We start from the raw sequence: 11928 nt of genomic DNA, 5'->3' as shown, positions 1-11928 counted from the left end.
TCATGGCTGGAGCCAGCAAAGCCGCCGTCGTGGATAGCCGGGCCAACCTGCCTTTCGTCTATCGCCAGTACAGTCCGGAGCAGCTCAGGGAGGTGCTTCACAAGATGTACCTCATCCGCCGCTTCGAAGAGGGCGCGGAAGAGTGCTACACGCGCGGCCTCATCCACGGCACCATGCACCTGTCGATCGGCCAGGAAGCCAGCGCCATGGGCATCTGCATGCCGCTCGCTGCGGATGATCAGATCACCTCGACGCATCGCGGCCATGGCCATTGCATCGCCAAGGGCGCCGAGGTCAGCCGCATGTTCGCGGAGTTCTTCGGCAAGACCACCGGCTACTGCAAGGGCCGCGGCGGCTCCATGCATATCGCCGATGTCGCCAAGGGCAATCTCGGTGCCAACGGCATCGTTGCCGGCGGCATCCCGATCGCGGTGGGCGCCGCGCTCTCGTCCAAGATGATGAAGACCGGCAAGGTCGTGGTTTCCTTCTTCGGCGACGGCGCCAACAATGAGGGCGCCTTCCACGAGGCGCTGAACATGGCGGCGGTCTGGAAGCTGCCGGTGATCTTCGTGTGCGAGAACAACGGCTACGGCATGTCGACCTCGACGGCGCGCTCGACCGCGGTCAAGAACATCGCCGAGCGGGCGGCCGCCTATTCGATGCCCGGCGTCATTGTCAACGGCAATATCTTCTCCGAGGTCGCCGAGGCGTCCTTCAAGGCCGTGGAGCGGGCGCGGGCCGGCGAGGGGCCGACGCTGATCGAATCCAAGACCTACCGCCATCGCGGCCATTCCAAGAGCGACCGCAACCGTTACCGCACCAAGGAAGAGATCGAGGATTGGATGGCGAACCGCGATCCGATCACGCTCTTCGAGACGGAACTCCGCGATTTCGGCTTCATCGACGACCAGGGCATCCAGACGATCCGCGACGCGGTCGCCAAGGAGATCGCCGACGGCATCGAGTTCGCCAAGGCGAGCCCGGCGCCCGAGATCGCCACCCTTCAGAACTACGTTTACACGGAGCCTGCGTGATGGACGCCACGCTGCGTGAACTGAGCTACGCCCAGGCGATCCAGGAAGCCATGGCGATCGCCATGGACATGGACGAACGTGTCTTCCTGATGGGCGAGGATATCGGCGTCTATGGCGGCGCCTTCCAGGTGACCGGCGACCTCGTCGAGCGCTACGGCACCGAGCGGGTTATAGACACGCCGATCTCCGAACTGGGCGGCGCCGGCGTCGCGGTGGGCGCGGCCGTCACCGGCATGCGGCCGATCTTCGAATTCCAGTTCTCGGATTTCGCCACGCTCGCTATGGAGCAGATCGTCAACCAGGCGGCTAAGATGCGCTTCATGCTTGGCGGCGAGGTCTCGGTGCCGGTGGTGATGCGTTTCCCGGCGGGCTCGGGTACGGGCGCCGCCGCGCAGCACAGCCAGAGCTTAGAGGCCTGGCTCGGCCATGTACCCGGCCTCAAGGTCATCCAGCCGGCGACGCCGCACGATGCCAAGGGCATGCTGTTGGCGGCAATCGCCGATCCGGATCCGGTCATGATCTTCGAGCACAAGCTGCTCTACAAGATGAAGGGCCATGTGCCCGAGGGCCACTACACCGTTCCGATCGGCAAGGCCGAGATCCGGCGCGAAGGCCGTGACCTCACCATCGTCGCCACATCGATCATGGTGCAGAAGGCTCTCGATGCCGCCGCGGCGCTGGAAGGCGAGGGCATTGACATCGAAGTGGTCGATCTGCGCACGATCCGTCCGATCGACAGGCAGACCATCATCGACAGCGTGAAGAAAACCTCGCGCCTGCTCTGCGTCTACGAGGCGGTGAAAACGCTCGGCATCGGCGCGGAGGTGAGCGCGCTGGTCGCCGAGAGCGAGGCGTTCGACTATCTCGATGCGCCGATCGTGCGCCTTGGCGGCGCCGAAACGCCGATCCCCTACAATCCGGATCTGGAAAAGGCCACGGTGCCGCAGGTTCCCGACATCATCGCCGCCGCGCGCGACCTGGTGAAAGGGGTCCGCTGAGCGATGCCGACCGAAGTCATTCTTCCCAAGGTCGACATGGATATGGCGACCGGACAGATCTCGCGTTGGTTCGCCGAGGAGGGCGCCAAGGTTAAGAAGGGCGACGTGCTCTTCGAGATCGAGACCGACAAGGCGGCGATGGAGATCGACGCGCCGGCCAGCGGCACGCTGCGCAACGTCACCGGCAAGGAGCGCGTCGACATTCCGGTCGGTGAAGCGGTGGCATGGATCTATGCAGACGACGAAGTCTATGAATCAGGAACGACGCCGCAGAACAGGGCGCCACTCTCCCCGCCTGTGGGGGAGATGTCGGCGAAGCCGGCAGAGGGGGGCGCTGTCCCGCCAACGTCTCGTTCCTTCGCGCCCCCCTCTGCCCTGCCGGGCATCTCCCCCACGAGGGGGGAGATCGGCCAATCGCAGGGCGAGCGCGCAACGCCGCTGGCGCGCCGCTTGGCTCGCGAAGCCGGTCTTAAGATAGCCGAAATACAAGGCAGCGGTCCGCGCGGTCGCGTCGTGCGCGCCGACGTCGAAGCCGCAGTCGCCGCGAAAGGCGCGGCCACCCCTGGTCAGCCAGCCGCCGAGATTCCGGTCGAAATCCCGTCCGCTCCGGCCGCGGCGCCCAAGCCGATGTCGGACGACCAGGTGCTGAAGCTGTTCGCCGAGGGCTCCTACGAGCTCGTGCCGCATGACAATATGCGCAAGACCATCGCGCGTCGCCTGGTCGAGGCGAAGTCCACCATCCCGCATTTCTATTTGACGCTGGACTGCGAGCTCGATGCGCTGCTTGCGCTGCGCACGCAGCTCAATGCCGCAGCCCCGATGAAGAAGACCGAGAAGGGCGAGGCGCCAGCCTACAAGCTCTCGGTCAACGACATGGTCATCAAGGCCATGGCGATGGCGCTGATGGCGGTGCCGGATGCGAATGCCTCGTGGACCGACAGCGCCATGGTCAAGCACAAGCACGCCGATGTCGGCGTCGCCGTCTCGATCCCCGGCGGCCTGATCACGCCGATCATCCGGCATGCAGACGAAAAGACGCTGTCGGTCATCTCCAACGAGATGAAGGACCTGGCAAGCCGCGCCAGGAGCCGCAAGCTGAAGCCGGAAGAATATCAGGGCGGCACGACGGCGGTATCCAATCTCGGCATGTTCGGCGTCAAGGACTTTGCCGCCGTCATCAACCCGCCGCATGCGACGATCCTGGCGGTCGGCGCCGGCGAGGAGCGGGCGGTGGTCAAGAAGGGCGAGATCAGAATAGCCACCGTGATGTCGGTGACCTTGTCGACCGATCACCGCGCCGTCGACGGCGGGCTTGGCGCCGAACTGCTCGGCGCCTTCAAGCGCTTGATCGAAAACCCGATGGGCATGCTGGTGTAAGCCAATTCCTGCAGGGCTTTGATCCCGGCTTGCTCTTACGCTGCGCGGCCCTGCGATCACCGACTTGTCAGGCCGGCAGCTCGCGCGAATCCTGGCCCGGTGCTTGAAGCCGCCGTCATTTCGTTCCACATCGGGCGCAATGAACGGCAAGATGCGGGAATGGTTTCGGAATTGGCGATGGGCCTTGGCCGCATCGCTGTTCCTGCATGCCCTGATCGCGGCGTTCCTGTTCTTTGGCTTGCCGAGGCCCGACCAACTGCCGGACCAGCAGGAACAGCCGGTCAACGTCGCGATCGTGCCGCCGCCCGAGCAGCCCAAGCCGAAGCCCGCTCCAAAGCCGCTGGAGCCGAAGCCTGAAAAGAAGGCTGAAAAGCCGCCCGAGCAGGCCGTGCAAAAGCCACCGCCTCCGCAGCCGCCGAAACCCCAGGACATTCCGGTTCTGAAGCGCGTTTTCCAATATGGCGAGAAGGATACCGGCCCGCAGAAATCCCTCGACGGCGGCAGCGCGCCAGCCAACGCGCCGTCGCCGGCCAAGGATGAACCCGCGAAGCCGCCTGTCGCATCGCAGCCCGCGCCAAGCCAGCCTACTCCGCCTGCGGCACCCGAACAGCAGGCGGACACCAACAAGGCTCAAGAGAAGCCGGTAGCCGCCGCGCCGGACGAAAAACCCGCGCAAAGCGAGGAGAAGCAGGCAACCGAGGACACCGACAAACAGCAGCAGGACAAGCAGGAGGCAATTCCGCAAACCGCCGAAAAGCAAGCGGCCGAAACACTAAAGCCGTTGACGGCCGAGGGCGGCGACAAGCCTGCGCCGGCCGAAAAAGCAAAGCCCAAGCCTCCCAAGGCGATGAAGTTCAAATCCGCAAGAGCTCTGAGAGCGCCAAGCGGGAACCCGGGAAGATCAAGCCCCGCCGACAGCGAGATTGCGGGATCGCCGATCTATTCCGGCCTGCCGGGCGTCAGAAAGCTTTACTCGCCGGGTGCAACCGGCAACGCGTTTGCCACAAGCTCGATGGAGAACGTGCCGCGCGATCAGCGCGTTGCCAATCTTTGCGCCAATGTTCTGAACCAGGAATTGCAGAGTGCCGATTACTCGCCGAAATGGCTGCCGACCATTCCCCTGAAGCAGGGCAATGTTCTTAACCCTCCGCAGGCTGCCTTCAGCACGACAACCCAGTGGTATGATCTGAGCTTCCGCTGCGAGGTCGACGCCGATGCAACGAGGGTCCTGTCCTTCAACTTCCGCGTGGGGGGATTGGTCCCGCCTGGGGAGTGGACGCGGCGTCGCTTCCCAAGTCTCCGCTAGTTCAGGCCGGGACACCAAGCCCGGCCAACTGCCGGCTGACGTCGTGCCAGTCGGCGCAGACGAAATCCGCGCCTGCGGCCTTCAGCCGGGCGCCGTGCTCGGGATAGGTATGCCCGCCGCCGGTATAGCCGATCGCGATCATGCCGGCCGCAACCGCGCCCTGGACGCCAAAAGGCGAATCTTCGATCACGATGCAGTCGGCGGGTTTCGCGCCCATTTTCTCGGCGGCGTAGAGGAAGATGTCGGGCGCCGGCTTGCCGTTCTTGACCATCGAGGAGGAAAAGATCGCCTCGCCAAAGAAGCGCGACAGTCCGGTCACCGACAGGCTGTGGTTGATGCGTTCGACCGAAGATGACGAGGCGACGCAGCGGTCGCCGGCAAGCGCGCTCAGGAACGGCAGGATCCCCGGCGTCGGCTTCAGCTCCTCCGAAAAGAGCAGCTTGGTCTCGGCCCAGATGTCGCCGTCGGCGGTGGGCGGGAACTGATGGCCGGTCAGTTCCTTGATTTTGATGATGATGTCGGCCTGCTTCATGCCGATGCATTGCGCGATGATGCCGCCATGGACGCCGGGCATGCCATGCTTCTCATAGACGCGCTCATAGGCCTTGGCGGCCAGCGGTTCGCTGTCGACGAGAACGCCGTCGCAATCGAAAATCAGTCTAGGTTGCGCCACGCGCGTCTCCCGGCCTCTGTGCCAATACGCACATCGCTATCGATAAAAAGTCAGATGTTCAATAGTGAGGCGGATGCATCTCCTGCCCATCAAAGCTGGCGCAGCGCCTCGCTGACCGGCGTGGATCCAAGCGCGCGCTGCATGGCCTGGCGCGACTGCGCGCGGTCGGGTGTGATCCAGTTGGGCTCGGCGCCGAGGAAGCGGTCGAGGAAGGCCACGGCATAGGCGGGCATTTCCGTCGCGTTCTCGCGGTAGGACCACCAGGTCCGCAGGTCGTCGGCGCATTTGTCGATGCTGGGCGCCGTGCCGAACTCCTGCTCGTGCACAGCCAGAATCGCCGACACGCAGTAGTTGGTATAGAGAAAACCTTCCGGCCAGAAGCGCACGATTTCCGCCGTGCCGGCATTGGCTTCCGTCTCGATCATTTCGGTAAGACCGGAGACCTCTTGCGCTGGCGCCTGCCGGATCAGCTCGCGCAGCACCAGCCCGGCGGCGAACACGATGAAGTCCGCGCGGTCGACAGCTGCGAATCGCTTCTGCGCCTCCATGACGTCGATCCAGTCGAGAAAGGCGCGCGTCAGCTTGGCCTCGTCGATCTCGAAACGAACGCCGAAGGTTTCCGACACCACCTTCGCGCTGCTGCGGAAGGTGGCGCGAAACCAGCGCAGCTGCCGCAGCCGGTGACGAAGGTCCGGCATAAGCGCCAGTTCGTGCCTGAAAGGCAGATCCATGTCTCATATCCCGTTTGGCGACAGGCTAGCACAGGCGCTGCCGTTGCCGAAATCGGTCAGCCGCCTGTGGAGCGTTACGGCGGCTAATATAATACATGTTGACATTCTAGGAAACAAATGTTCTCACTTTCGGGTCATCTCGCCTCCGTCCAATATGTGCCGGAGGAAGAGAATCGGGAGGAAACCGAAATGGCGATCTGGCAGTGGGCGCTGCTTCTGCTGTTTGTCGTCTGGGCGCTGCAATCGCTCGGCGTCTGGCTGCAGATGCGGCATTATGCGGACGTCTTCAAAGGCGTCACCGGAGAGTTCAAGGACGGCTTTGTCGGAGCCGGCAATTTCCGCGGCCGGCTCGCCAAGGGCACCATCGCGCTCGTCGTCGTGACGCCGGACCTCATCGTGCGCCGTATGATGGTCATGAGCGGCCGTTCGGTGCTCACCAAGTTCAAGCGACATGAAGAATTCGAGGGTATCCCCCTCGATCGACTCCGGTCCAACCCTGCGATCATGGGGGAGGGGGAACCCGGTGTGGCCGAGGCCGTGAAACGGGCGATCGAGCAGATCGACCGCGCGCGGTCGGAGCCGGGGAAGAAGCCGGGCCTGTCCGGTTTGAACGTAGCAAGGGCTTAAGCGACGCCGGCAGCCGGCTGGGAATGACCGGCGGGGGTCATAAGGAGGAGAAATGTCTGTAATTTCGTTATTGGCGCAGCATGCCGACCTGGCGGTGCACAACCTGCATGTCGCAGGCACCATGGTCTCGGATGCTGCCTGGCACGGCAAGCTCGGCGTCGAGCATGCCACCGACCATCTCGTGATCCTGGCGCAGGCGACGACCGACAATGCGCCGGTCACCGCCGATCAGCTCAAGGAACAGCTGAAGAATGTGCAGCAGGAAGAGCAGCTCGGCTGGCTGACCGCGATCGGCAAGTATTTCATCGGCATCTTCCAGAAGGGCGGCGAAGTGTTCGCCGGCTTCGTCACCGGCATCATCCCGACCTTGGTCGTGTTGATGACCGCCTTCTACGCCGTCACCGAACTGGTCGGCGAAGAGCGCGTCCACGGCCTGGCGCGCGGCGCCGGCCGTATCGCGCTGACCCGCTACACCGTGCTGCCGGTCCTGTCGGTGTTCTTCCTCACCAACCCGATGGCCTACACTTTCGGCTCCTTCCTCGAAGAAAAGCACAAGCCTGCCTTCTACGACGCGGCGGTGTCCTACGTGCATCCGCCACTCGGCCTGTTCCCGCATATCAACCCCGGCGAATATTTCGTCTGGGGCGGCATGCTGGTCGCGCTGCTCGATCTCGAGAAGCGGGGCGTCATCGCCAACGGCTATCACGTCAAGGTGGCCATCTGGTACGCCATCGTCGGCCTCGTCGTCATCCTGCTGAAGGGCATCCTGACCGAACGCATCACGGCCATCATGGCACGCCGCCAGGGCGTCGAGCTCTAAGGGCGGGAGGACACCATGGCCAAGACATACAAGGCAGTAAAGATCTCGAGGGGCTCCACCGGCTGGGGCGGGCCTCTGGTCATCGAGCCGACCGAACAGCGCAACAAGGTCGTATCGGTAACCGGCGGCGGCATTCATCCGGTGGCGCAGCTGATCGCCGACATGACCGGCGCCGAGGCGGTCGACGGCTTCAAGGCGCCGCCGATCGAAAGCGAGATGGCGGTCGTTGTCGTCGACTGCGGCGGCACGGCCCGCTGCGGCGTCTATCCGCGCAAGCGTATCCCGACCGTCAACCTGACGCCGGTCGGCCAGGCGGGTCCGCTCGCCCAGTTCATCACGGAAGACATCTACGTTTCGGGCGTGAAGCCAGCCAACGTCACAATGGCGGACGGATCCGAGGCGGTCACCACTGCGGGGGGAGCAGCATCGATGAGTTCAAGCAACAACACCACTGCCAGGGCGGCCGAGCCGCTGCCGAGCGAAGGCGGGCTTATCGGCCTGATCAGCTCGATCGGCCGCGTCATGGGCCGTGTGGTCGGCATCTTCTTCAATTCCGGCCGCCGCACTATCGATCAGGTTATCCGCAACGTGCTGCCCTTCATGGCCTTCGTGACCATGCTGATCGGCCTGATCCTCTATACCGGCATCGGCGATGTGCTGGCGCAGCCTATGGGACCTTTAGCCAACAACATCGTCGGCCTGCTGGTCATCTCGGCCATCTGCGGCCTGCCGTTCCTGTCGCCCATCCTGGGGCCGGGCGCGGTCATCGCCCAGGTCATCGGCGTCGCCATCATCGGCCCACAGATCGCCAACGGCACCATCTCGCCCGCAATGGCCCTGCCGGCGCTGTTTGCCTACAACACGCAGGTGGGCTGCGACTTCGTTCCCGTCGGTCTGGCGCTCGGTGAGGCCAAGCCGAAGACGATCGAGATCGGCGTGCCGGCGGTGCTCATCAGCCGCCAGATCATGGGCCCGGTCTCCGTGCTGATCGCATGGATCGTCTCCCTGATCGTGTTCTAAAAACGCGTAACAACGAGGTTCGCCATATGTCGGTACTTCTTAAGACACGGGTCACAGCAATAGGACCCGAAGTGGCGGACCTCGCCGAAGGCGGCGTGGTCATCCTGTTCGCGGATGGCTCGCCTCCTGAACTCGCCGAAGTCTCGGTGCTGCACTTGGCAGAGCAGGGGCCCAGTGACGACGCGCCGCAAAAGGGCGCGTCGATAACGCTCGGACCGGTTTCGGCGACGATAACGGCGGTCGGCTCCACGGCCTGGAGCAAGGTCCGCGAAATGGGTCATGTCGTGATCTCCTTCAACGGAGCATCCGAGGCCGAAAGGCCGGGCGAGGTTTGCGCATCCGCGGTCGATACCGGGGCGCTCGTAGCGGCGCTGACGCCAGGCGCTGTCATCACCATCGCCGCCTGATAATATCCGCGCTGTCTGTCGACGGCGCCCAAACCTAGAGTATTGCCATGGAACGCTCGACCATCGTCAGAGTGCACGAAGGTCTGCACGCCCGTCCCGCCACGCGGTTCGTGAAACTCGCCAAGGGTTTCGAATCCGATGTCGAGCTCGTCAAGGACGGAAAGGCGGTCAGCGCCAAGAGCTCGGTCAAGCTGATGCTCCTGGCTGTCAAGGAGAACCAGGAAGTCACCGTGCGCGCCAACGGCGCCGACGCGATCGAGGCGATCGAGGCGCTGATCGGCTATCTGGAAAATCCGCGCGCTGGCCTAGACGACGAGGGCGAGGCAGGTGATGAGGGCTCGCAAGCCGCAGCCCCGGCGCCCGCTCGTGAGGCCGCGCAGCCTTCTGCCGCAGCGGTGGATGGAACCCCGAAACTTCAAGGCGTCGCCGCAAGCGAGGGCGTGGCGATCGGGCCGGCCTTTGCCCATTTCCCGCTGGAGATCGAGGGACCGGGCAGACGCCTGCCGGCCGATGAGATCGACGGCGAGCTCGAGCGCTTCCGCGGCGCCGTCGCCAGCGTCCAGGCGCGCATGGACCGCACGCTTGCCGAGAACAATCTCTCCGCTGGCGACCGCGGCATCGTCGCCGCTTTGCGCGACATCGCCGCCGACGACAGCCTGACCGGCGAGGCGGAGAAGCTGATCAAGGAAGGCGATGACGCGGTGTCCGCCGTCATTGGCGCGGCGGCCACCATTGCCGCCGATTTCAGCGCGGTCGACGACCACTATCTCAACGCCCGGGCCGACGACGTCCATGCCGTCGGCAGGCAGATCTGCCTGGCGCTGCTCGGCCAGGACGAAGTCAGCCTGGAAACCATCCCGCAGGGCGCGATCCTGATTGCCGACGACATCGGCGCCTGGGATCTGGCGCGCGCGCCGCTGAAGCGCATCGGCGGCGTGGTCTGCGGCCATGGCGGCGCCACCTCGCACATTGCCATCATCGCCCGCTCGCACGGCATCCCGGCGGTGCTCGGTCTGGGCGACAAGGTCAACGAGCTGCGAACCGCCAAAGAGGTGGCGATCGACGGCAGTGCCGGGCATGTGATCGTCGACCCTGACGAGACCGCGCGGGCTGACTTCACCCGGCGCGTCGAGGCTGCCGCGCAGGAGCGCGCCGGGCTGAAAGTGTTCAAAGGCGTGACGCCGACGCGCGCCGACGGCACGGTGATCGAGGTCGCGGCCAATATCGGCTCGTTGGAGGAGATCGAGGCGGCGCAGGAAGCAGGTGCCATGGGCGTCGGCCTGTTCCGAACCGAACTGCTCTTCATGCGCCACATGCATCTGCCGTCGGAAGAGATGCAGGCCGAAACCTACAGCGCGCTGGCCAAGGCCTTCGCGCCGCATCCGGTCATCGTGCGCACGCTCGACATCGGCGGCGACAAGCCGATCGCCGGCATCGAATTCCCCGACGAGGAAAATCCCTTCCTCGGCTGGCGCGGCATCCGCATGTGCCTGGACCGGCCCGATATCTTCAAGAAGCAGCTGCGGGCGCTGTTGCGCGCCGCCGTCCACGGTAACATCAAGGTGATGCTGCCGATGGTCTCGGAGATTGGCGAGGTCACGCGCACGCGTGCGCTGGTCGACGAGTGCGCGGCTGAATTGAAGGCCGAAGGCGTGCCGCATGCGAGCTTCGACCTCGGCGTGATGATTGAGACGCCAGCCGCCGTGCTGATCGCGCCCGCATTGGCGAAGGAGGTGGCGTTCTTTTCGATCGGCACCAACGACCTGACCCAGTACATCATGGCCGCCGACCGACTCAATCCGACGGTCGCCAAGCTCAACGACGTCACCAGTCCGGCTGTGATGTCGGCGATCGAGCTGACGGCGAAGGCAGGCGTCGCCGCCGGCATCATGGTGGGCATGTGCGGCGAGGCCGCCGGCCGTCCGGACCTGATCCCCACCTTCATCGGGATGGGCCTGACCGAGCTCAGCATGAGCCCGGCCTCGATCCAGCGCGCCAAGAAGACGATCGCGGCCATGGCGGCCGAACGGTAGCGGATAATTCGCGGCGGTTACGCTAGATGCGCGAGCAGGGTGGCGAGAACCGGTGTCAGTTCCTGGACGGCATTGGCCTGGGCGCAGGCCTGCCGGATGCGGTCTTCCCGCACTTCGGCAGCCAGCACCGCGATCTCGAGAATGTCGGGCTCGGGCGTTCCATCCGCCTTGGTCGCCAGTCCGCAGGCAAGCGCCACGGGCGCGAGGCACCTGATGTCGAGAGACCGGTCGCCGGCTATCGCCGGGCCTGGACCGGTCTCGCCAGGCTGAACCGGACGGTGGTTGAGGCATTCGACGAGCAGAGCCGCACAGGCCGCCGCGACCTGGTCCGTCGATGCCGCATCCGCCGTCGCGCCGGCCAGGAGGTCCGCGTAGCGCTTGCGCATTGCGACATGCACGGCGGAAAAGCTCGCCTCGTGGACGCGCGGATTGTCGATGCCGTAGCCGGCAAGGACCGCGCGGGTCAGATAATACATGTCGCGCCTGAACTGACGCTCGCCGCCGATCTGCCGGTCTTCATCGCCGTGCGGGAAATAGATCCGCAGGCTTTTGACGGTCGTGCCGTCGACCTTGAGCGGCCGGGAATGCGGTACGAAGGATTCGGCGATCGTCAGCGCCTCGTCGACGGCGCTCGCGGCGTGGCCGAGCAGGCTGCGGCCCGGGAAGAGAGGCAAATTGCCGGCGATATCTTGCGAGGGGTCGCCAGCGCTGTCGTGGCGGTTCTGGCGGATGGCATCGCGCAGTTCCCGAAGCCGGTCCTTCAGGTTGGCGCGGACGTCTTCGGAAATTTGTCGCAGCATCGCCAATTGCCTCGAAATGCTGAAGCCGGTCACGGCTTTGGGCGCCAGCCGCCCTCTCTAGATTGTTCGTCTCGCTTGGTAGATCAATAGGCGATATTTAAC

12 protein-coding genes are annotated in these 11928 nt (G+C 64.7%); 9 read left to right on the top strand and 3 right to left on the bottom strand.

All coding sequences use genetic code 11. The annotated features are described in order from the left end of the window. The first annotated feature begins 2 nt into the window (after positions 1 to 2). The 4 genes from LB552_RS16740 (at position 3) to LB552_RS16725 (ending at position 4715) form a co-directional block, all read left to right on the top strand. Positions 3 to 1034: a thiamine pyrophosphate-dependent dehydrogenase E1 component subunit alpha gene (locus LB552_RS16740; protein ID WP_224608395.1), complete on the top strand. Its 1032-nt coding sequence runs from the start codon at positions 3 to 5 to the stop codon at positions 1032 to 1034. Further along, positions 1034 to 2032: an alpha-ketoacid dehydrogenase subunit beta gene (locus tag LB552_RS16735; protein WP_224608392.1), complete on the top strand. Its 999-nt coding sequence runs from the start codon at positions 1034 to 1036 to the stop codon at positions 2030 to 2032. Before LB552_RS16740 ends, LB552_RS16735 begins: the two co-directional genes overlap by 1 nt. 3 nt (positions 2033 to 2035) lie before the next feature. Continuing rightward, entirely contained in the window at positions 2036 to 3409 is a 1374-nt protein-coding gene (locus LB552_RS16730; RefSeq protein ID WP_224608389.1) for a pyruvate dehydrogenase complex dihydrolipoamide acetyltransferase, read from the top strand. 139 nt (positions 3410 to 3548) lie between these two features. Then, positions 3549 to 4715 (top strand): DUF930 domain-containing protein, encoded by a 1167-nt coding sequence (locus LB552_RS16725; RefSeq protein ID WP_224608386.1) that lies wholly within the window; start codon positions 3549 to 3551, stop codon positions 4713 to 4715. 1 nt (position 4716) lies between these two features. On the opposite strand, the gene LB552_RS16720 is transcribed toward LB552_RS16725, so the two are convergent. After that, complete coding sequence (locus LB552_RS16720) at positions 4717 to 5388, bottom strand: HAD family hydrolase (protein ID WP_224608383.1); 672 nt, start codon at positions 5386 to 5388, stop codon at positions 4717 to 4719. A gap of 89 nt (positions 5389 to 5477) precedes the next feature. Beyond that, on the bottom strand, positions 5478 to 6119 hold the full coding sequence (locus LB552_RS16715) for a hypothetical protein (RefSeq protein WP_224608381.1): 642 nt from the start codon (positions 6117 to 6119) through the stop codon (positions 5478 to 5480). A 189-nt stretch (positions 6120 to 6308) separates the two neighbouring features. On the opposite strand from LB552_RS16715, the gene LB552_RS16710 reads away from it, so the two are divergent. Genes LB552_RS16710 through ptsP form a run of 5 tightly spaced genes read left to right on the top strand, consistent with a single transcriptional unit; the run spans position 6309 to position 11026 of the window. After that, the gene (locus LB552_RS16710) at positions 6309 to 6746 is read left to right on the top strand and encodes a transcriptional regulator GutM (RefSeq protein WP_095767894.1); all 438 of its coding nucleotides are present in this window, start codon (positions 6309 to 6311) and stop codon (positions 6744 to 6746) included. A 52-nt stretch (positions 6747 to 6798) separates the two neighbouring features. Next, positions 6799 to 7566 (top strand): PTS glucitol/sorbitol transporter subunit IIC, encoded by a 768-nt coding sequence (locus tag LB552_RS16705; protein WP_224608379.1) that lies wholly within the window; start codon positions 6799 to 6801, stop codon positions 7564 to 7566. A 15-nt stretch (positions 7567 to 7581) separates the two neighbouring features. After that, on the top strand, positions 7582 to 8586 hold the full coding sequence (locus tag LB552_RS16700) for a PTS glucitol/sorbitol transporter subunit IIB (RefSeq protein ID WP_140842732.1): 1005 nt from the start codon (positions 7582 to 7584) through the stop codon (positions 8584 to 8586). A 26-nt stretch (positions 8587 to 8612) separates the two neighbouring features. Then, positions 8613 to 8993, top strand: coding sequence for a PTS glucitol/sorbitol transporter subunit IIA (locus tag LB552_RS16695; protein WP_224608377.1), 381 nt, complete (start codon positions 8613 to 8615; stop codon positions 8991 to 8993). A gap of 47 nt (positions 8994 to 9040) precedes the next feature. Beyond that, positions 9041 to 11026 carry a phosphoenolpyruvate--protein phosphotransferase gene (gene ptsP, locus LB552_RS16690; protein ID WP_224608375.1) on the top strand — a complete coding sequence of 662 codons (1986 nt, stop codon included), beginning with the start codon at positions 9041 to 9043 and terminating at the stop codon, positions 11024 to 11026. Positions 11027 to 11043: 17 nt separating this feature from the next. On the opposite strand, the gene LB552_RS16685 is transcribed toward ptsP, so the two are convergent. Beyond that, positions 11044 to 11826, bottom strand: a complete 783-nt coding sequence (locus tag LB552_RS16685; RefSeq protein WP_224608373.1) for a hypothetical protein — start codon at positions 11824 to 11826, stop codon at positions 11044 to 11046. Positions 11827 to 11928 lie beyond the last annotated feature (102 nt).

This window comes from Mesorhizobium sp. CA7 (genome assembly GCF_020165015.1).
In the GTDB taxonomy this organism is placed as follows: Bacteria; Pseudomonadota; Alphaproteobacteria; order Rhizobiales; family Rhizobiaceae; genus Mesorhizobium.
This window is presented reverse-complemented; position numbering and strand designations above follow the sequence as displayed.